Raw genomic sequence first — 20,336 nt, forward strand, 5'->3', positions numbered from 1 at the left:
GCCCTGCCACACTCGCGGGCCCTGCCACACTCGCCGGTCCTGGTGCCGAGATCGCACTCGAACCAGGTCGTAGTGGCCTCACCGCCGAAGAAGGCCACTACAACCTGGAAGTAGCCGGCCGCATCCGGCCCGACGGCGCGGGCGGGCGGGCGCGGGGCTGGGTGGCGCGGGGCGGGTGGGCGCGGGGCGGGGCGGGTGGGGGAGGTCAGCTGCGGCGGGTGAGGTGGGTGAGCACCGCGTCGGCGAGGCGCTCGGGCGCACCGTCGGCGTGACCGAGGAACAGCGAGGGCTCGGTCAGCTCCAGCTCGATCAGCACGGGTTCGCCGTCCGGGCCGGGAAGCAGGTCCACCCGGGCGTAGAGCAGCCGCTGCGGGCCGCCCGGGACCTCCGCCAGCACCCGCGCGGCGACGGCCAACTGGGCGTCGGTGGGGTTGCGCGGGCTGATCTCCTCCGGCCGGAAGAGCCCCTCGACGCCCAGGTCGGGGCCGTCGAGCATGGCGCCCTTGCGGATGGCGTGGCTGAACGTCAGGCCGTCCGGGCCGGCCACGAAGAGCAGGGCGGTCTCACCGGCGGTGTCCACCGCGTCCAGGTAGGGCTGGACCATGGCGACCCGGCCGGCCGACGACAACCGACGGAGGTGTGCGACGGCCAGGTCCCCGTGTCCCGGGTCGGCCGCGTCGTACCGGCCGGCGTCCTGGCTGCCGGCGCTGACCGTCGGCTTGACCACGTACTCGCCGGGCGGTGGAGGCGGGACCCAGGCGTCACCCGGCGCGACCCAGGAGGTCGGCACGGTGGGCACCCCGGCTGCGGCGAGCTCACCGAGGTAGCGCTTGTCGGTGTTCCACTCGACCACGTCGGCAGGGTTGGCCAGGGTCGGCACCGTACGGGCCCAGGTGACGAACTCGTCGCGGCGTGGGGCGTAGTCCCAGGGCGAACGGAGCACGACCAGGTCGTAGCTCCCCCAGTCGACCCGGGGGTCGTCCCAGACGGCGGCCTCGACGGTGACGTCCCGTGCCGCCAGCGGGGCGAGCACGAGCCGGTCGTCGGGGTAGAGATCGGCGAAGCGGGCGCAGGTGACGAGAGCGACCCGGGGTTTCCCCCGGGTCGACTGGTGGTGGGTCACGGTGTCGTCGGTCAACGGGCCGACCGGGTCAGCGGGCCATCGTGCGTCGGGCCATCGACCGCCACAGGTCGTTGCTCGGCCGCATCTGGTCCATCAGCTCACGCTCCCAGGCGTTCTCGACGGTGACCCCCGCCTGCGCGCACGCCTCCCGGGCGGTCACGGTGTCCTCGGCGAACTGGTCGCCCCACGCACCGTCAGCGCCGACCAGGACGATCCGCGCGCCACGCTTGCCGACGTACTCGATGACCGCCTTCGCGCCGCCGTGTCCGGCGGCGAAGGACTTGATGCCCGAGACCAGCCCGGTGGGGGCCGGCTCGGCGGTCTGTTCAGCCGTCAGCGTCGTATCGGAACCTTCTGCCATGCGCGAAGCCTAAGCAGACTTGCACCCCTACGCGCGAGAATCATGAACTATTTGTGATACCAATTACCCGAGGGTTTATCGGAACCGCTGGGCCGATTGACCAGGCATGTCGGATAAATACGGGCGTAACGACTCGCCTGGATCGCCATAATCTGTCCAGATGCAGACAGTGCAGTCCGCCGGCGTCCGTGGGCTGTCCGGTCGACGGGAGCGGATCAACGTGGCCGCTCGACATCGACGGTGAGCTTGCCGTAGACGTCCTTGGCGGCGATGCGGCCGTCGCGTACCCGGTAGACGTCCACCCCGCGCAGGACCGTGCCGTCCTCAGCCGGGGCCCACTGCCAGACGCTCCTGTGCCGCGTCAGAGCAGCGCGTCGAGGGCCACCGCGGCGAAGACGATGGTCAGGTAGGTGGTCGACCAGTGGAACAGGCGCATCGGCTTGACCGGCTCGCCCCGGGTCACCCGCCGGCAGAGCTTGTGCGCCTCGACCAGGAAGACCGCACCCACCAGGGCGGTCGGCACCCCGTAGATCGCGCTCATGCCCAGCGGCCACAGCGCCAGCGAGGTCGCCACGGTCAACCAGGCGAAGATCAGGATCTCGGCGTTGACCCGCCGGGCCGAAGCCACCACGGGCAGCATCGGGATGCCGGCGCGGGCATAGTCGTCCTTGTATTTCATCGCCAGCGGGTAGAAGTGCGGCATCTGCCAGAAGAAGACCACCGCGAACAGCACCCAGGCCGCAGGTGCCAACGACCCGGTCACCGCAGCCCAGCCGATCAGCACCGGCGCCGCCCCGCACGCCCCGCCCCAGAACGTGTTCGCCGTCGTGGTGCGCTTGAGCCAGAGGGTGTAGACCAGGTCGTAGTAGGCGATCGCGGCCAACGTCAACGCCGCGGCCAGCAGGTTGGTGAACGTCGCCATCAGGGCGACCGACACCGCCGCCAGCACCAGCCCGAAGACCAGGGCGCTGCGGGGCGAGACGGTGTGCGCCGGCAGGGGACGCCGCTTGGTCCGGCGCATCAACTGGTCGATGTCCCGGTCGATGTAGCAGTTGAGCACGCTCGCCGCACCGGCGGCGAGCGAACCACCGACCAGCACCACCGCCATCAGCCACAGCGACGGCAGGCCACCGTCGGCGAGCATCATCGCCGGCACCGTGGTCACCAGCAGCAGCTCCACGATGCGCGGCTTGGTCAGCGTCACGTACGCCGACAGCACCGCGCGCACGTCCCGCCGCCGGGACGCCGGCTCCCCGGCCACCGTGCGCACCGGCGGCTGCCCGGCAGGGTTGCTGACGGGGCGCTCGGTGATCATGCTCACGGATTGCCACCTTCCGGCATCGGCAGGGGAAGTCGGTTCGGCGGGGCCCCGTCGGGGCCCACACACCGCACCACACACTACGCGTCGTCGTTTTCGCTGCCCGGGCGACCCGACAACGGTGCGGGCCGTCACACCTGACGGGTGACCGAACGATCCGGCCCGCCCATACGTAACTGCCTGCTGAGATCCCCGGGCGGACGTTTAGACCCGCTCGATAGGGTCACCACTGAGGGTTCCGCCCATCTGCCGAGGAGCACAACCATAGTGGCTGCCAACCGACCCGCACTCAACTGGACCGACCTCGACCGCCGGGCCGTCGACACCGTCCGCGTCCTGGCCATGGATGCCGTGGAGAAATCCGGCAACGGCCACCCCGGCACCGCGATGAGCCTCGCGCCCGCGGCGTACCTGCTGTTCAACCGGGTGATGCGGCACAATCCGGCCGACCCGAACTGGCCCGGCCGGGACCGGTTCGTGCTGTCCGCCGGGCACTCCAGCCTCACGCTCTACATCCAGCTCTTCCTGTCCGGCTACCCGCTGAGCCTGGACGACCTGAAGTCGCTGCGGCAGTGGGGCTCGCTCACCCCGGGTCACCCGGAGCACGGGCACACCCCCGGTGTCGAGACCACCACCGGCCCGCTCGGGCAGGGCCTGGGCAACGCGGTCGGGATGGCGATGGCGGCCCGCCGCGAGCGTGGCCTGTTCGACCCGGAGAGCGAGCCGGGGCAGTCCGTCTTCGACCACCAGATCTGGTGCATCGCCTCCGACGGCGACATCGAGGAGGGCATCAGCCACGAGGCGAGCGCGCTGGCCGGGCACCAGCAGCTGGGCAACCTCACGCTGATCTACGACGACAACGAGATCTCCATCGAGGACGACACCCGCATCGCCAAGAGCGAGGACGTGGCGGCGCGCTACGCGGCGTACGGCTGGCACGTGCAGACCGTCGACTGGCGGGCCGGCGACGCCGACCAGGGCGACTACCACGAGGACGTCGAGGCGCTCTACCAGGCGCTGCTGGCGGCGAAGGCCGAGACCGGCCGTCCCTCGTTCATCGCGCTGCGCACCATCATCGGCTGGCCCGCGCCCAACAAGAAGAACACCGGCAAGATCCACGGTTCGGCGCTCGGCGCCGACGAGGTGAAGGCCACCAAGGAGATCCTCGGTTTCGACCCGCAGCAGAGCTTCCAGGTCGACGAGGACGTGCTCGCCCACGCCCGTGGGGTGCTGACCCGGGGCACCGAGGCCGAGCAGGCGTGGACCGGCGAGTTCGACGGCTGGGCGCAGGCCAACCCGGAGCGCAGGGCGCTCTACGACCGGATCGCCGGCCGGGTGCTGCCGCAGGGCTGGACGGACGCGCTGCCGACCTTCCCCGCCGACGCCAAGGGCGTGGCCACCCGGGCCGCGTCCGGCAAGGTGCTGGAGGCGCTCGCCCCGGTGCTGCCGGAGCTGTGGGGCGGCTCGGCCGACCTGGCGGAGAGCAACAACACCACCATGAAGGGCGAGCCGTCGTTCATCCCGGCCGCCCACGCCACCAAGGACTTCCCCGGCCACGAGTACGGCCGCACGCTGCACTTCGGCATCCGTGAGCACGCCATGGGCGCGATCCTCAACGGCATCGCGCTGCACGGCGGCACCCGCCCGTACGGCGGCACCTTCCTGGTCTTCAGCGACTACATGCGCCCGTCGGTGCGGCTCGCCGCCCTGATGAAGCTGCCGGTGACGTACGTCTGGACGCACGACTCGATCGGCCTCGGCGAGGACGGGCCGACCCACCAGCCGGTGGAGCACCTGACCGCACTGCGCGCCATCCCGGGCCTGGACGTGGTCCGCCCGGCCGACGCCAACGAGACCGCCTGGGCCTGGCGGCAGGCGCTGGAGCACACCGACCGGCCGACCGCGCTGGCGCTGAGCCGGCAGCCGCTGCCGACCCTGGACCGGGAGCAGTACGCCGGCGCCGAGGGCACCGCCAAGGGCGGGTACGTGCTGGCCGAGGCGTCCACCGGCAAGCCGCAGGTGATCATCGTGGGCACCGGCTCCGAGGTGCAGCTCTGCCTCACCGCCCGGGAGCGGCTGGAGGCCGACGGCACCCCGACCCGAGTGGTGTCGATGCCCTGCCAGGAGTGGTTCTACGAGCAGGACGAGGCGTACCGGGAGTCGGTGCTGCCGCGCGGGGTCAAGGCCCGGGTGAGCGTGGAGGCCGGGATCGGGATGTCCTGGCGGGGTGTCGTCGGTGACCTGGGCGAGAGCGTCAGCCTGGAGCACTACGGAGCAAGCGCGCCGCACACGGTGCTGTTCGAGCAGTTCGGGTTCACCCCCGACCGGATCGTCGCGGCGGCACACGCGTCGCTGGCGCGGGTGGGCGACATCACCGGTTTCACGACCGGCAGTTGAGGGGAGCGTGCACGGCATGACGGACCGACTGAAGGAACTGAGCGCCGCCGGAGTGGCGGTCTGGCTCGACGACCTTTCCCGGGTACGACTGAGCTCCGGCGGGCTGGACCAGCTCCGCCGCGAGAAGCACGTGGCCGGGGTGACCACCAACCCGACGATCTTCGCCAAGGCGTTGAGCGACGCCGACGAGTACAACTGGCAGCTCAAGGACCTCGCCACCCGGGGCATCGAGGTCGAAGAGGCCGTCCGGATGCTCACCACCTACGACGTGCGCTGGGCGTGCGACGTGATGCGCCCGTCGTACGACGGCAGCGACGGCGTCGACGGGCGGGTCTCCATCGAGGTCGACCCCCGGGTCGCCCACGACACCGACAAGACGGTCGCCGAGGCCAAGGCGCTGTGGTGGCTGGTGGACCGGCCGAACCTGTTCATCAAGATCCCGGCGACCGAGGCGGGGCTGGCGGCGATCACCGCCACCCTGGCCGAGGGGATCAGCGTCAACGTGACGCTGATCTTCGGGCTGGACCGCTACTCCGCGGTGATGGAGGCGTTCCTCACCGGCCTGGAGCAGGCCAAGGCCAACGGCCACGACCTGTCCGGCATCGGCTCGGTGGCCTCGTTCTTCGTCTCCCGGGTCGACTCCGAGATCGACAAGCAGCTCGACAAGATCGGCTCCGGGGAGGCCAAGGCGCTGCGCGGCAAGGCCGCCGTCGCCAACGCCCAGCTCGCCTACGAGCGCTACACCGAGGTCTTCTCCTCCGACCGGTGGCAGGCCCTGGCCGATGCGGGCGCCCACCCGCAGCGCCCGCTGTGGGCGTCGACCTCGACCAAGAACCCGGACTACCGCGACGTGATCTACGTCGAGGAGCTGATCGCGCCGGGCACCGTCAACACCATGCCCGAGTCGGTCGTGACGGCGTACGCCGAGCACGGGGAGACCCGGGGCGACACCATCACCGGCGCATACGAGGCCGCCCGGAAGGTCTTCGCCGACCTGGCCGCCGTCGGCGTCGACATGGCCGACGTGATCGCCACCCTGGAACGGGAGGGCGTGGAGAAGTTCGAGGCCAGCTGGGGTGAGCTGCTCGAAGGTGTCCGCAAGTCGCTGAGCGCGGCGGCGCAGGGCACCGGCACGCCGAACGAGGCCGCCAAGGGCAACGCCGAGGCGGCCCAGCGGGCCGGGGGCAACGCGTGACCGACGGCGTCGCCGGCGTCGCGGGGCCCGGCCCCGCGACGTGCCACGCCGTCGTCACCGCAGCACCGGTGGCGACGTGAGTGACCTGTCGACCGGCGCGGCCGATGCCGCCGCCGGTCGCGCGGTGAACGGGGCGGACGCGGTCGCGACGACCGCGCCCGCCGCCGTACCGGCTGCCCTGTACGCGCGGGGCATCCCGGTGGCACCATCCGACCGGGGCCGGCCGATGCTGCGCCGGCCCCCGGCCGACAGGCCGGCCGCACCGGCCCGGCTGGACGCGATCGGACAATGGCGGGCGTGACGATGGACGACATGGACCAGACGGAGCGAGGAGACGGCGTGAATCCGCTGCGCGACGCGCAGGACCGAAGGCTCCCCCGGATCCCGGAGCCGTGCGCCCTGGTGATCTTCGGGGTGACCGGTGACCTGGCGCGCAAGAAGCTGCTGCCGGCGGTTTACGACCTGGCCAACCGGGGGCTGCTGCCGCCCGGTTTCGTGGTGCTGGGCTTCGCCCGCCGGGACTGGGGCGACGGCGACTTCGAGGCACTGGCCCACGAGTCGGCGAAGAAGCACGCCCGGACACCGTGGCGGGAGGAGGTGTGGGGCCGGCTGGCCGGCAACATCAAGTTCGTCGGTGGCTCGTTCGACGACGACGCCGCCTTCGACAAGCTCGCCTCGACGCTGAACCAGCTGCGCGACAGCCACGGCATCCACGGCAACGCCGCGTTCTACTTCTCCATCCCCCCGACGGCCTTCCCGGTGGTGCTCAAGCAGCTGGCCCGCACCGGCATGGCCGACAACGACAAGTGCGGCGGCTGGCGGCGGGTGGTGGTGGAGAAGCCGTTCGGCAACGACCTGCCCTCGGCCAAGGAACTCAACGACCTGGTCGACGACGTGTTCACCCGGCAGGACGTCTTCCGGATCGACCACTACCTGGGCAAGGAGACGGTCCAGAACATCCTCGCCCTGCGGTTCGCCAACAACCTGTTCGAGCCGCTGTGGAACTCCAAGTACGTCGACTCGGTGCAGATCACCATGGCCGAGGACGTCGGCATCGGCACCCGGGCCGGCTTCTACGACTCGGTCGGCACCGCCCGCGACGTGCTCCAGAACCACCTGCTCCAGCTGCTCGCCCTGGTCGCCATGGAGGAGCCCACCAGCTTCGACGCCGACGAGATCCGGGCCGAGAAGCTCAAGGTGCTCAAGGCGATCACCCTGCCGAAGGACGTGTCCCGGGGCACCGTGCGCGGTCAGTACCTGCCCGGTTGGGTGGGTGGCGAACGGGCCGTCGGCTACCTCGACGAGGAGGGCGTCCCGGCGCACTCGACCACCGAGACGTACGTCGCCGTCGAGTTGGGCATCCAGAACCGCCGCTGGGCCGGGGTGCCGTTCTACATCCGGGCCGGCAAGCGGCTGCCCCGGCGGGTCACCGAGGTGGCCATCATGTTCAAGAAGGCCCCGCACCTGCCGTTCAACACGGCCGACATGGAGTCGCTGGGCAACAACCAGCTGGTCATCCGGGTGCAGCCGGACGAGGGCGTGGTGCTCAAGTTCGGCTCGAAGGTGCCCGGCACCACCATGGAGGTCCGCGACATCGCGATGGACTTCCAGTACGGCGAGGCGTTCACCGAGTCCAGCCCCGAGGCGTACGAGCGGCTCGTGCTGGACGTGCTGATCGGCGACCGGACACTCTTCCCCGACGCCTCCGAGGTGGAGCAGAGCTGGGCGGTGGTGGACCCGCTGGAGCACGCCTGGGAGGGCACCAAGCCGGAGCCCTACCGGTCCGGCGAGTGGGGTCCCCGGGCCGCCGACGAGATGCTGGCCCGCGAGGGCCGGGCTTGGCGGAGAGCGTGAGCGAGCAGAGCGAGCGAACCAGGAGGCTCCATTGATCGGGCTGTGGGACACCACCGGCAACGAGGTGGTCAAGGCGCTCGCCGCCGAGCGGCGCAGCGCGGGCGGGGTGGCCAGCGGGATGGCGCTCACCCTGATCGTCGTGGTCGACGAGAAGCGGGTCCGGGAAGCCGAGGCGGCGGCCACCATCGCCGCCGCCGCCCACCCGTGCCGGCTGCTCGTCGTCGTACGCGCCGACGTGGAGCGGGAACGCAACCGGTTGGACGCCGAGATCGTGGTCGGCGGCCGGCTGGGCCCGTGCGAGGCGGTGGTGACCCGGATGTACGGCCGGCTGGCCCTGCACGCCGAGTCGGTGGTGATGCCGCTGCTGGTGCCGGACGTACCGGTGGTCACCTGGTGGCACGGCGAACCACCGGCGGAGATCGCCACCGACTTCCTCGGGGTGGTCGCCGACCGGCGGATCACCGACTGCGCGCAGGCCGTCGACCCGGTCGAGGCGCTGCGGGAACGGGCCCGGGACTACGCCCCCGGCGACACCGACCTGGCGTGGACCCGGATCACCCCGTGGCGCACCCTGGTCGCCGGGGCGTTCGACACCACCGAGGCGCGGGTCACCGAGGCGACGGTGGTGGCACCCCGCCGGGACCCGACGGCGGCGCTGATGCAGGGGTGGCTGGCCGCCCGGCTCGGCATCCAACCGCAGTGGCAGCACACCGACGACCACCCGAGGATGCGTCAGGTGCAGCTGCGCTGCGCCAACGGCGACGAGTTGACGTTGACCCGGGACGACAGCCTGGCGACGTTCCGGCGTACCGGCCAGGACGACCGGGTGCTGCCGCTGGTGCGTCGCCCGCTCGGTGACGAGCTGGCCGAGGAGCTGCGCCGGCTCGACGCCGACCAGGTGTACGCCGAGGCGTTGGGCACGGCGGCCGGCCTGTCCGGCCTGGAGCAGCGTCCGCCCCAGCGGGTGCACGTCTGGAAGGACCCGGCCACCGCGCGCCGGGCGGAGGCGGGCGTGAGCGCGCACGCCGACACCAGCACGACATCCTGAGCATGTGCCGGTGGGCGGTCCTGCGGGGCCGCCCACCGGCCGTTAGGGGCAGCCGGGGTCCGTTCCCGGGTGGGCGGGTGTCCTCTCCCGCCCGTCGCCGGAGTCGACCGGCGGCCCGCACGACGACGAGACCTCCGGTGACACCGGCACCCGGCGGGCCGACCGGTCCCCGCCCCCACGAGCAGGACCGCGCCGAGCGGTCAGGAAAAGAAGGCCAAGATGAGTGAGGCGAGTGTCGCGGTCCACGCCGACGCCGACCTGCTGGCGCAGGCGGTGGCGGCCCGGCTGGTGGTGAAGCTGCTCGACGCGCAGGCGGAGCGGGGTGCGGCGTCGATCGTGTTGACGGGCGGGCGGATCGCCGCGACGGTGCACCGGGCGGTGCTCACCCTGCCCGCCCACGACGCCGTCGACTGGTCCCGGGTGGATGTCTGGTGGGGCGACGAGCGCTTCCTGCCGGCCGGCGACCCGGACCGCAACGAGACGCAGGCCCGGGCCGCGCTGCTGGACCTGGTGCCGCTGGACCCGGCCCGGGTGCACCCGATGCCGGCCACCGACGGCCCCACCGGCGACGACCCGGAGGCCGGTGCCGCCGCGTACGCCGAGGAGTTGGCGCGGGCGGCCCGGCCCGGTCACGCGGCACTGCCGCACTTCGACGTGCTGATGCTGGGCGTCGGCGAGGACGGGCACGTGGCGTCGGTCTTCCCCGAGCACCCGGTGCACCACGACACCCGACCGGTCAGCGCGGTACGGGGCAGCCCGAAGCCGCCGCCGGTGCGGACCACCCTCACCCTGCCGGCGATCAACACCGCCGAGGAGGTCTGGCTGGTCGCCAGTGGGCCCGACAAGGCGCGGTCGGTGGGGATGGCTTTGGCCGGTGCCGGCCCGAAGCAGGTGCCCGCCGCCGGGGTGCAGGGCGTCTCGCGTACCCTCTGGCTGCTCGACCGGGCGGCGGCGGCCGACGTGCCGGCCCGGCTGCGCAGCCTGCGCTGAGCCCGGGCGGCCCGGCCGCGAGCCGGGTCAGCACGCCCCCACCGCCGGGGCGGTCACACCCGGCCGCAGCGGGCGTCACCGCCGGGCGGTCGCTCCGGGTCGAGGTGTCACCGCCGGGGCGGTCGCTTGGGGTCGCAGCGTCACCGCCGGGGCGGTCACTCCCGACCGCGTCGGCGGCGCAGCGCGGCCAACGCCTCCGCCAGCAGCGCCTCCCCCTCCTCCGGGGTACGCCGCTCCTTCACGTACGCCAGGTGGGTCTTGTAGGGCTCGGGACGGGTACGTCCGGGCGGATTCTGGGCGTCCTGGCCGGCGGGCAGGCCGCAGCGCGGACAGTCCCAGACGGCCGGCTCCTCGGCGTCCAACGCCAACCGGATCTCGGTGGCGTGGTCGTTGCGGCACCAGTAGGTGACCGCGCGACGGGGGGCCGGCTCGTAGCGTTCGGTGGGGCGCTCCGGCGCCCCACCGATCCGGGAACCGCGGATGACGTTGCCACTGGGCACACTCGCTCCTGTCGTCGGAGGGGACCACCGCCTGAGGCGGGCGGTGGGCGACGGTGGCGGAGAAACACAACTGCGCGCGGTCCGTGACGGACCGCGCGCAGATTGTACGACCTGATCGTGTCGCTCAGGACCCGCTGTTGAGCTGGAGCCGGAGCCAGAGGCCGAGCCCGATGATGCAGGCGAACCAGACGATGCTCACCAGGACGGTGTAGCGGTCCAGGTTCTTCTCGGCCACCGACGAGCCGGCCAGGCTGGAGCTGACCCCGCCGCCGAACATGCTCGACAGCCCGCCGCCCTTACCCCGGTGCAGCAGAATGAGCATGGTGAGCAGAACGCTCGTGATGACCAGCAACACGATCAACGTGTATGCGAACCAGATCGGCATGGCTGGGGTCAGTCCTCTCGTTACGATCCTCGCCCGGACAGATCGGGCACGGCGGCACCGACCGGTGGACGGGCGGAGTCAAGAATAGCGAGCGATCAGCGACCCGTGTGCTCCGGGAAGCGGCAGATCTTCGCGAACTCCTCGGCGTCCAGGCTGGCCCCGCCCACGAGCGCCCCGTCCACGTCCGGCTGGGACATGATCGACGCGACGTTGGACGACTTCACCGAGCCGCCGTAGAGGATCCGGACCTGGTCCGCGGTGCCCTGGTCGTAGGTCTCGACCAGCCGCTTGCGGACCTCCCCGCAGACCTCCTGGGCGTCCTCGGGGGTGGCCGTCTTGCCGGTGCCGATCGCCCAGACCGGCTCGTAGGCCACCACGACCTTGGTGACCTGCTCGGCGGTGAGCCCCTTCAGGGCGCCGTCGAGCTGGTCGCAGCAGTGCGGCACGTGCCGCAGCTGCTCGCGGATCTCCAGGCCCTCACCGATGCAGAGGATCGGGGTGAGCCCGTTGGCCAGCGCGGCGGCCACCTTCGCGTTGACGATCGCGTCGTCCTCGTAGTGGTACTGCCGCCGCTCCGAGTGCCCGACCGCCACGTAGGTGCAGCCCAGCTTGGCCAGCATCGCCCCGGAGATGTCCCCGGTGTACGCGCCGGACTGGTACGGCGAGAGGTCCTGCCCGCCGTAGCCGATGAGCAGCTTGTCGCCGTCCACCGCGGTCTGCACGGTGCGCAGGTCGGTGAAGGGCGGCAGGACCACCGTCTCGACGGCGGTGAGCTGCTGCTCGGTGAGGCTCGCGGCCAGCTTCTGCACCAGCAGGTTGGCCTCGAGGTGGTTGAGGTTCATCTTCCAGTTGCCGGCCATCAGCGGCCGGCGGGTGACGCTCGCCATCAGTTCTCCAGGGCCGCGATGCCGGGGAGGGTCTTGCCCTCCAGGTATTCCAGGGAGGCGCCGCCACCCGTGGAGATGTGCCCGAACGACGACTCGTCCAGCCCGAGGGCCCGTACGGCCGCCGCCGAGTCACCGCCACCGACCACGGTGAACGCGTCGGTCTTGGTGATCGCCTCGGCGACACCCCGGGTGCCGTTGGCGAACGCCGGCATCTCGAACACGCCCATCGGGCCGTTCCAGAAGACCGTCTTAGCCTGCGACAGGGCGGCGGTGAAGCCGGCCACCGTCTCCGGGCCGATGTCCAGGCCGAGCCGGTGGCTGGGGATGCCGTCGGCGGGCACCGTGTCGTGCGCGGCGTCCGGGGCGAAGGCGTCGGCCGCCACCACGTCGACCGGGAGCAGGATCTTGCCCTCGGCGCGGGCCAGGAGGTTGCCGCAGGTCTCGACCATCTCCTGCTCCAACAGCGAGGTGCCCACCTCGTGGCCCTGGGCCTTGAGGAAGGTGAAGCACATCCCGCCGCCGATGAGCAGCCGGTCGACCTTCGGCAGCAGCGCCTCGATCACGGCCAGCTTGTCGGAGACCTTGGAACCGCCGAGCACCACCACGTACGGGCGCTCCGGCTCGCCGGCCAGCCGGGACAGCACCTCCACCTCACGCAGCACCAGCCGGCCCGCGACGTGCGGCAGCCGGGCCGGTACGTCGTGGACGCTGGCGTGCTTGCGGTGCACCGCGCCGAACGCGTCGTCCACGTACGCCTCGCCGAACGCGGCGAGCTGGTCGGCGAAGGCCCCCCGCTCGGTGTCGTCCTTGCTGGTCTCCCCCTTGTTGAAACGGAGGTTCTCCAGCAGGGCCACCTGGCCGTCGGCCAGCGCGTCCACGGTGCTGCGGGCGGACTCGCCGACGGTGTCGGTGGCGAAGTGCACAGGCGCGTCGAGCAGCTCACCGAGCCGCCCGGCAACCGGGCGGAGGCTGTACTGCGGGTCCGGGGCACCCTTTGGGCGACCCAGGTGCGAGCAGACCACGACCTTCGCCCCGGCCTGCACGAGCGCGCCCAGGGTGGGCAGGACGGCCCGGATCCGGCCGTCGTCGGTGATCTCCCCGGTCTGCTTGTCGAGTGGGACGTTCAGGTCGGCGCGCACCAGCACGCGCCGACCTGACACCCCCTCGGCGAGCAGGTCGTCGAGGTTGCGGATGCTCACAGCGAGGAACCCACCAGCTTGACCAGGTCGACGAGCCGGTTGGAGTAGCCCCACTCGTTGTCGTACCAGCCGACGACCTTGACCTGGTTGCCGATGACCTTGGTCAGCGGCGCGTCGAAGATGCACGACGCCGGGTCGGTGACGATGTCGGACGAGACGATCGGGTCCTCGTTGTAGACCAGGATGCCCTTGAGCGGGCCGTCCGCGGCGGCCTTGATCGCGGCGTTGACCTCGTCCACGGTGGTCTCCCGGCCGACCTCGACGGTCAGGTCGGTGGCCGAGCCGGTCGGGATCGGCACCCGCAGCGCGTAACCGTCCAGCTTGCCCTTGAGCACCGGCAGCACCAGCCCGATCGCCTTGGCGGCACCGGTCGAGGTGGGGACGATGTTCAGCGCGGCGGCACGGGCCCGACGCAGGTCCTTGTGCGGCGCGTCCTGGAGGTTCTGGTCCTGGGTGTACGCGTGGATCGTGGTCATCAGGCCCTTCTCGATGCCGAAGGTGTCCTGGAGGACCTTCGCCATCGGGGCCAGGCAGTTCGTGGTGCACGACGCGTTCGAGATGATGGTGTGCTTGGCCGGGTCGTACTGGTCGTGGTTCACGCCCATGACGACCGTGACGTCCTCGTTCTTCGCCGGGGCGGAGATGATGACCTTCTTGGCCCCGCCGTCGATGTGCGCCTTGGCCTTGGTGCCGTCGGTGAAGAAACCGGTGGACTCGATGACGACGTCCGCCCCGGCGTCGCCCCACGCCAGCTTCGACGGGTCCTTCTCGGCGAACGCCTTGATGGTCTTGCCACCGACGGTGATCTCGTCGGCGGTGGCCTTGACCTCGTACGGCAGACGACCGAGGATGCTGTCGTACTTGAGCAGGTGGGCGAGCGTCGCGTTGTCGGTCAGGTCGTTCACGGCGACGACCTCGATGTCGGCGCCGGACGCCAGCACGGCCCGGAAGAAGTTACGGCCGATGCGGCCGAAGCCGTTGATGCCAACCCGGATGGTCACAGGTCCCATCTCCTCGCGTTCTGGTCCGCCGACGTCAGAACGGGCCGGCGGAGGTGTGTGCGCCGGCCGGTGAGCCGGCCGTTGACGATTCGTCTCGGCCACCCCGCCACGGTCTGGGAGGACCTGACCGCCTGAGGCGGCGTGCACGGCGAGGAGTGCCTGTGCCGGCCCCCTTGCCGTACCTGACGACCCTATCCGAGCGTGCCCCGCCGTGCTGCGGCGGGTGGTGACCCCGTCGGGTCGACGGCACGGCACGCCCCACCCACCCGACCCGGGGCACGTCACGCCCGCCGGCCCGTGCCTCGCACGCGCCCGCGGGATGGCGGCCCACCGTCCTATCAGACCACGAGCATGTCCGGCGTGACTGCCGCTTCGGTATCCGGGATGCCCAGGTCACGGGCCCGCTTGTCGGCCAACGCCAGCAGCCGGCGGATCCGCCCGGCGATCGCGTCCTTGGTCAACGGCGGGTCGGCCAGCGCGCCCAACTCCTCCAGCGACGCCTGCCGGTGCTCCAGCCGCAGCTGACCGGCCGAGGTGAGATGGTTCGGCGCGTCGTCGGCGAGGATCTCCAGTGCCCGGGTGACCCGGGCGGCGGCGGCCACCGCCGCCCGCGCCGAGCGGCGCAGGTTGGCGTCGTCAAAGTTCGCCAACCGGTTGGCCGTGGCCCGCACCTCCCGGCGTACCCGACGCTCCTCCCAGGCCAACACGCTGGAGTGCGCGCCGACCCGGGTGAGTAGCGCGGCGATCGCGTCACCGTCCTTGACCACCACCCGGTCCACCCCGCGCACCTCCCGGTTCTTGGCGGTGATGCCGATCCGACGGGCCGCCCCCACCAGGGCCAACGCGGACTCCGGCCCCGGGCAGGTGATCTCCAACGCACTGGAGCGGCCCGGCTCGGTCAACGAGCCGTGCGCCATGAACGCGCCCCGCCAGGCCGCCACCGCGCAGCAGACGTTCGCCGCCACCACGTGCGGCGGCAGGCCGCGTACGGGCCGGCCCCGGACGTCGAGCAGGCCGGTCTGCCGGGCCAGCGCCTCGCCGTCCTTGACCACCCGGACGATGAAGTGGCTGCCCTTGCGCAGCCCACCCGAGGCGAGCACGTGGATCTCGCTGGGATAGCCGTAGACCTCGGCGATCTCCCGGCGTAGCCGGCGGGCCACCGCCCCGGTGTCCAGCTCCGCCTCCACCACCACCCGACCGGAGACGATGTGCAGCCCACCGGCGAAGCGCAGCAGCGCCGCCATCTCCGCCCGCCGGCAGCAGGGCTTGGGCACGTCGACCCGGCTCAGCTCGTCCTTGACCGCAGCCGTCATCGCCATTGTGCGCCCCCTCACGGACCGGTACCGGCGTGTCGCCGGTGATTACGTACGTGCTTAACGATCGACGCCCAGGACAGGCACCAGTGCGGCAGCCAGGGCGGCCGGATCGTGACGGGGCGTGCCGTCGTCGACGGCGACCGGGGCGAGGACCAACCGGGCACCAAGCGATTCTGCCGCACGCCCGACCGGTTCGGGGTCACCCACCGCCTTGGAGTCGGCCACCACGTAGTCGACGGTGAGCTGCGGAAGGTACCAACGCAGAGCGGCCAGGTGGTCGGCCACCGAGAGACCCAGGGTCTCCTTCTCGGCGGCCAGGTTGAGGGTGACCAGTCGCCGGGCCGGGCTGGTCACGATCGCCTCGGCCAGCCCCGGCACCAGCAGGTGCGGCAGCACGCTGGTGTACCAGCTGCCCGGTCCGAAGATCAACCAGTCGGCGTCGCCGATCGCGGCCACCGCCTCCGCGCAGGCCACCGGGGCGTCCGGGGTGATCCGCAGCGCCTGCACCGTGCCGGTGGTCACCGCCACCTGGTGCTGGCCGCGCACCGTGCGTACCTCGTCGGGGTGGGCCGGGTCGAGGCCACGGACCCGGGCCTCGATGTCCACCGGCTGGGCGGACATCGGCAGCACCCGGCCGACCGCGCCGAGCATCGCCCCCGCGTGCGCCAGCGCGGCGACCGGGTCGCCGAGCTGCTCCATCAGGCCGCAGAGCACCAGGTTGCCCACCGCGTGACCGGCCAGCCCGTCCCGGGCGGCACCGGCGAACCGGTGCTGGAACAGCCCGGCGCTACGTCGGGTGGCCGGATGGTCCCCGGCCAACGCGACCAGTGCCTGCCGCAGGTCGCCCGGGGGCAGGCCGCCGCGTTCGGCCCGGAGCCGGCCGCTGGAGCCGCCGTCGTCGCCGACGGTGACCACGGCGGTGATGTCCAGGTCCAACTCCCCGGCGCAGTGCCGCAGCGCCCGCAGCGAGGCGGACAGTCCGTGCCCCCCGCCGAAGGCGACCACCGACCGCACCGTCACTCCCGCCCCAGGTCCCGGTGCTGCGCATTGGCGGCCAGCCCCGACTGGCGCAGCCGCTCGGCCAGCTCCTCGGCGATCGCCACGCTGCGGTGCTTGCCGCCGGTGCAGCCCACGGCCACCGTCAGGTAACGCTTGCCCTCCCGCTCGAAACCGGCGGTGGTGGCGTTGACCAGCTCGGCGTACGAGGCGACGAAGGCGTCCGCGCCCTCCTGACCGAGCACGTACGCGCTGACCGCCGCCTCCCGACCGGTGTGCTCCCGCAGCTCCGGCACCCAGTACGGATTCGGCAGGAACCGGGCGTCGAGGACGAAATCGGCGTCCGGCGGCAGGCCGTACTTGAAGCCGAACGAGAGCACGGTGAGCCGCAACCGCCGGGCGTCCTCCCCGCCGAACAGCTCCTCGACCCGACGGCGGAGCTGGTTGACGTTGAGGTGGCTGGTGTCGATGATCACATCGGCCTGGTCGCGGGCCTCCTCCAGCAGGGCCCGCTCGACGGCGATCCCGTCGGCCAACCGCCCCTCACCCTGCAACGGGTGCGACCGGCGCACGCTCTCGAACCGCCGGATCAGCACCTCGTCGTCGGCGTCGACGAAGACCACCCGGGGCGAGAAGCCACGTTCCTTCAGCTCCCGGATCGCCCCGGCCAGGTCGGTGGAGAACGCCCGCGACCGCACGTCCAGCACCATCGCGGTACGCCGGGCCGCCCCGCCGGCCTTCATCGCCAGCTCGGCCATGTCCAGCATCAGCGCCTGCGGCAGGTTGTCCACCACGTAGTAGCCGACGTTCTCCAGGGCGCGCGCCACCGTGCTGCGGCCACCGCCGGACAGGCCGGTGACCACCACCAGCGTGGTGTCCGACTCCGCCGTGCCGCCCTCGACGTGCCCGCCGGTTGTCCGCGCCTCGCCCATTCCACCACTCCCGGTTCCGTGGCGGCGAGCCCCGATGGGTCCCGTACCGCGCAGGGTCAGTCGACGACTCTATCCCGGTGGGCGGCGTCGATCCCGGCACGCCCGACGGCGGGTCGCCCGGCGGGGTCGGCTCGGCGTTCGACCGGCATCCGGAGCATTGCCTGGCGCGGAGCGGTATGCCTGTCCGTCATATTTATGCCGGACAGGCATACCGCTCGACGGGAGAAGTGTCACCACCTCCGCACCGCGACGGTGGCGGCACGATCGTCCTAGTCTCCGTCCAGTTCGACGGCGGTGCGGGGCGCGGGCTGGCCGGCCTGCGCCCGTAGCGCGCCCTCCCACACCGGGTCCGTGGCCGCCCACTCGGCGACCAGCGCCGCCAGCCGGCGCGCGGGCAGCCCACGCGCGAGTACGGTCAGCTCCGCGACCCGGGGGTCGACCGCCGGGTCCAACTGCGGGGTGGCCGTCGACGACCACGCGAAGCCCTCGGCCAGGGCGGCGGCGGTGAGGGCCACCGCGTGCGCACACAGGTCGGTCTCGGCGGCACAGTCGCACTCGGCGGTGAAGCCGTCCGCCGTGACCCCCACCCAGACCTCGTACGGCGGCCGACCCGCCTCGTGGACCACCCCGGATGCTCCGCCGTCGACCGGGAGGACCTCCGGCGGCTGGCCGGAGGCCGTCAGCTTGTCCGCCGCTGCGCAGACCTCGACCCCGGCCGCGTCCCGGAGTGCGTCGATATCGATGTGTACCGCCATCAGGCCATCCAACCGCACGGCGTCTCGGCTTCCACAGCGCCGCCGGCATCGGCGGCCTCTGCTGGGGTGACGGGGACAGCACCGGGTGAGGGCCCGCCGGGTCGGACACCCGCCGGCTCCGGCGGGGGCACCGCTGAGGACGAGGGTGCCGCCGGAAGCGGGGCGGATCGGGGCGGGTCCGGGGGCGTCGTGGACGGTGGTGTCGGGGCCGGCTCGTAGACTCCCCGGATGGTCTCCCCCACCGAGTTGCGCGCCTCCGACGCCCTCGACGTGCTCCGCCGGGTCTTCGGCTACGACGCCTTCCGGGGCTTCCAGCAGGAAATCATCGATCACGTGGTGGCCGGTGGGGACGCGCTGGTGCTGATGCCCACCGGTGGCGGCAAGTCACTGTGTTACCAGGTCCCGGCGCTGGTCCGCGACGGCGTCGCGGTAGTCGTCTCCCCGCTGATCGCCCTCATGCAGGACCAGGTCGACGCGCTGACGGCGGTCGGCGTACGCGCGGGTTTCCTCAACTCGACGCAGGACTACGCGGCCCGGCGCACGGTCGAGCAGGCCTTCGTCGCCGGGGAACTGGATCTGCTCTACCTGGCCCCCGAGGCGCTGGGCACCCGGGGCGTGCAGCAACTGCTCGACCGGGGCCGGATCGGCCTGTTCGCCATCGACGAGGCGCACTGCGTGTCCCAGTGGGGGCACGACTTCCGCCCCGACTACCTGGCCCTGTCGATGCTGCACGAGCGGTGGCCGACGGTACCCCGGATCGCGCTGACCGCGACCGCCACCAGCGCCACCCGGGCCGAGATCGCCACCCGGCTCCAGCTCACCGAGGCGAAGCACTTCGTGGCCAGCTTCGACCGGCCCAACATCCAGTACCGGATCGTGCCCAAGAAGGAGCCGCGCAAGCAGTTGCTGGCCCTGCTGCGCGACGAGCACCCGGGCGATGCCGGCATCGTCTACTGCCTGTCCCGGGCCTCGGTGGACAAGACTGCCGAGTTCCTGGTCGCCAACGGGGTCGCCGCGCTGCCCTACCACGCCGGCCTGGACTCGGGCACCCGCGCCACCAACCAGCAGCGTTTCCTGCGCGAGGACGGCCTGGTCATGGTCGCCACGATCGCCTTCGGGATGGGCATCGACAAGCCGGACGTCCGCTTCGTGGCCCACCTCGACCTGCCCAAGTCGGTCGAGGGCTACTACCAGGAGACCGGGCGGGCCGGCCGGGACGGCCTGCCGTCGACGGCGTGGCTCGCCTACGGCCTCCAGGACGTGGTGCAGCAACGCAAGATGATCGAGACGTCCGACGGCGACCTGGCCCACCGCCGTAACCTCGCCACCCACCTGGACGCCATGCTGGCGCTCTGCGAGACGGTCCGCTGCCGACGGGTGCAGCTGCTCGAATACTTCGGCCAGCCCGGCACGGCCGACTGCGGCAACTGCGACACCTGCCTGACCCCGCCGGAGACCTGGGACGGCACGGTGGCCGCGCAGAAGCTGCTGTCCACCGTCTACCGGCTCGACCGGGAGCGCAACCAGCGCTTCGGCGCCGGGCACTGCGTCGACATCCTGCTCGGCAAGCAGAACGACAAGATCAGCCAGCACGGCCACGACGCGCTGAGCACCTTCGGCATCGGCACCGAGCTGCGCGATACGGAGTGGCGCGGGGTGGTCCGGCAGCTGCTCGCCGAGGGGCTGCTGGCGGTCGAGGGCGACTACGGCACGCTGGCGCTCACCGAGGCCAGCGCGGACGTGCTGGCCCGCCGCCGCACGGTCACCATGCGCCGGGAGCCGGAGAAGGTGGCCTCGGCCCGCTCGGCGAAGCCGCGCGGCGCGGCCACCGTGGTCGCCGAGCTGTCCCCGGCGGCCGGGTCGCTGTTCGAGCGGCTGCGTGCCTGGCGGGGAGCCACCGCCAAGGAACAGGGCGTGCCCGCGTACGTGATCTTCCACGACGCGACGCTGCGGCAGATCGCCACCGACTCCCCCACCTCGCTGGCCGAGCTGTCGAGGATCAGCGGCGTCGGCGAGAACAAGCTGGCCAAGTACGGCGAGTCCATCCTCACCGTCCTCGCCGACCAGCCCTGACCGCCG

The 20,336-nt window shown here is 72.1% G+C and carries 19 protein-coding genes; 7 read left to right on the forward strand and 12 right to left on the reverse strand.

Features of this window, described 5'->3' with window-relative positions; genetic code table 11:
• Positions 1–205: 205 nt before the first annotated feature.
• From ACQP2H_RS21105 to ACQP2H_RS21115, 3 genes are all read right to left on the reverse strand, one after another.
• The gene (locus ACQP2H_RS21105; protein ID WP_363818340.1) at positions 206–1,138 is read right to left on the reverse strand and encodes an ATP-grasp domain-containing protein; all 933 of its coding nucleotides are present in this window, start codon (positions 1,136–1,138) and stop codon (positions 206–208) included.
• Between the two features lie 13 nt (positions 1,139–1,151).
• On the reverse strand, positions 1,152–1,484 hold the full coding sequence (locus ACQP2H_RS21110) for a hypothetical protein (RefSeq protein ID WP_208569192.1): 333 nt from the start codon (positions 1,482–1,484) through the stop codon (positions 1,152–1,154).
• Between the two features lie 361 nt (positions 1,485–1,845).
• A complete protein-coding gene (locus ACQP2H_RS21115; protein WP_219463724.1) occupies positions 1,846–2,805 on the reverse strand; it encodes a heme o synthase in 960 nt (319 codons plus the stop codon).
• Positions 2,806–3,069: 264 nt separating this feature from the next.
• Here ACQP2H_RS21115 and tkt point away from each other — a divergent pair, with 264 nt between their 5' ends.
• The 6 genes from tkt (at position 3,070) to pgl (ending at position 10,286) form a co-directional block, all read left to right on the forward strand.
• Positions 3,070–5,199, forward strand: a complete 2,130-nt coding sequence (tkt, locus tag ACQP2H_RS21120; RefSeq protein WP_357536852.1) for a transketolase — start codon at positions 3,070–3,072, stop codon at positions 5,197–5,199.
• Positions 5,200–5,215: 16 nt separating this feature from the next.
• Positions 5,216–6,394 (forward strand): transaldolase, encoded by a 1,179-nt coding sequence (gene tal, locus ACQP2H_RS21125; RefSeq protein ID WP_433228586.1) that lies wholly within the window; start codon positions 5,216–5,218, stop codon positions 6,392–6,394.
• Between the two features lie 76 nt (positions 6,395–6,470).
• A complete protein-coding gene (locus ACQP2H_RS21130) occupies positions 6,471–6,695 on the forward strand; it encodes a hypothetical protein (protein ID WP_208569196.1) in 225 nt (74 codons plus the stop codon).
• A gap of 2 nt (positions 6,696–6,697) precedes the next feature.
• Positions 6,698–8,248, forward strand: a complete 1,551-nt coding sequence (zwf, locus tag ACQP2H_RS21135) for a glucose-6-phosphate dehydrogenase (RefSeq protein ID WP_208569265.1) — start codon at positions 6,698–6,700, stop codon at positions 8,246–8,248.
• Between the two features lie 31 nt (positions 8,249–8,279).
• On the forward strand, positions 8,280–9,296 hold the full coding sequence (locus ACQP2H_RS21140; protein WP_219463728.1) for a glucose-6-phosphate dehydrogenase assembly protein OpcA: 1,017 nt from the start codon (positions 8,280–8,282) through the stop codon (positions 9,294–9,296).
• Between the two features lie 219 nt (positions 9,297–9,515).
• Positions 9,516–10,286, forward strand: a complete 771-nt coding sequence (pgl, locus tag ACQP2H_RS21145; RefSeq protein ID WP_433228588.1) for a 6-phosphogluconolactonase — start codon at positions 9,516–9,518, stop codon at positions 10,284–10,286.
• A gap of 155 nt (positions 10,287–10,441) precedes the next feature.
• Here the strand turns inward: pgl and ACQP2H_RS21150 are convergent, their stop codons facing one another.
• The 9 genes from ACQP2H_RS21150 to ACQP2H_RS21190 all read right to left on the reverse strand — a co-directional run bounded on the left by ACQP2H_RS21150 (position 10,442) and on the right by ACQP2H_RS21190 (position 18,257).
• The gene (locus ACQP2H_RS21150) at positions 10,442–10,786 is read right to left on the reverse strand and encodes an RNA polymerase-binding protein RbpA (protein WP_208569199.1); all 345 of its coding nucleotides are present in this window, start codon (positions 10,784–10,786) and stop codon (positions 10,442–10,444) included.
• Positions 10,787–10,910: 124 nt separating this feature from the next.
• Positions 10,911–11,171 carry a preprotein translocase subunit SecG gene (gene secG, locus ACQP2H_RS21155; protein WP_204959149.1) on the reverse strand — a complete coding sequence of 87 codons (261 nt, stop codon included), beginning with the start codon at positions 11,169–11,171 and terminating at the stop codon, positions 10,911–10,913.
• A gap of 95 nt (positions 11,172–11,266) precedes the next feature.
• Positions 11,267–12,058: a triose-phosphate isomerase gene (gene tpiA / locus ACQP2H_RS21160; protein WP_208569200.1), complete on the reverse strand. Its 792-nt coding sequence runs from the start codon at positions 12,056–12,058 to the stop codon at positions 11,267–11,269.
• Positions 12,058–13,257 carry a phosphoglycerate kinase gene (locus ACQP2H_RS21165; protein ID WP_219463730.1) on the reverse strand — a complete coding sequence of 400 codons (1,200 nt, stop codon included), beginning with the start codon at positions 13,255–13,257 and terminating at the stop codon, positions 12,058–12,060. The genes tpiA and ACQP2H_RS21165 overlap by 1 nt, the downstream gene beginning before the upstream one ends.
• On the reverse strand, positions 13,254–14,258 hold the full coding sequence (gap, locus tag ACQP2H_RS21170; protein ID WP_363818352.1) for a type I glyceraldehyde-3-phosphate dehydrogenase: 1,005 nt from the start codon (positions 14,256–14,258) through the stop codon (positions 13,254–13,256). The genes ACQP2H_RS21165 and gap overlap by 4 nt, the downstream gene beginning before the upstream one ends.
• Before the next feature lie 338 nt (positions 14,259–14,596).
• Positions 14,597–15,577, reverse strand: a complete 981-nt coding sequence (whiA, locus tag ACQP2H_RS21175) for a DNA-binding protein WhiA (RefSeq protein WP_091237335.1) — start codon at positions 15,575–15,577, stop codon at positions 14,597–14,599.
• Between the two features lie 54 nt (positions 15,578–15,631).
• On the reverse strand, positions 15,632–16,594 hold the full coding sequence (locus tag ACQP2H_RS21180; RefSeq protein WP_219463731.1) for a gluconeogenesis factor YvcK family protein: 963 nt from the start codon (positions 16,592–16,594) through the stop codon (positions 15,632–15,634).
• Positions 16,591–17,502 carry an RNase adapter RapZ gene (gene rapZ, locus ACQP2H_RS21185; protein WP_208569204.1) on the reverse strand — a complete coding sequence of 304 codons (912 nt, stop codon included), beginning with the start codon at positions 17,500–17,502 and terminating at the stop codon, positions 16,591–16,593. Before rapZ ends, ACQP2H_RS21180 begins: the two co-directional genes overlap by 4 nt.
• 269 nt (positions 17,503–17,771) lie before the next feature.
• Positions 17,772–18,257 (reverse strand): hypothetical protein, encoded by a 486-nt coding sequence (locus ACQP2H_RS21190; RefSeq protein WP_219463734.1) that lies wholly within the window; start codon positions 18,255–18,257, stop codon positions 17,772–17,774.
• Between the two features lie 228 nt (positions 18,258–18,485).
• Between ACQP2H_RS21190 and recQ the strand changes: the two genes are divergently transcribed.
• Positions 18,486–20,330, forward strand: a complete 1,845-nt coding sequence (recQ, locus tag ACQP2H_RS21195; RefSeq protein ID WP_219463735.1) for a DNA helicase RecQ — start codon at positions 18,486–18,488, stop codon at positions 20,328–20,330.
• Positions 20,331–20,336: the final 6 nt, after the last annotated feature.

The organism is Micromonospora sp. CA-248260 (assembly GCF_050942205.1).
Classification (GTDB): Bacteria; Actinomycetota; Actinomycetes; order Mycobacteriales; family Micromonosporaceae; genus Micromonospora; species Micromonospora antibiotica.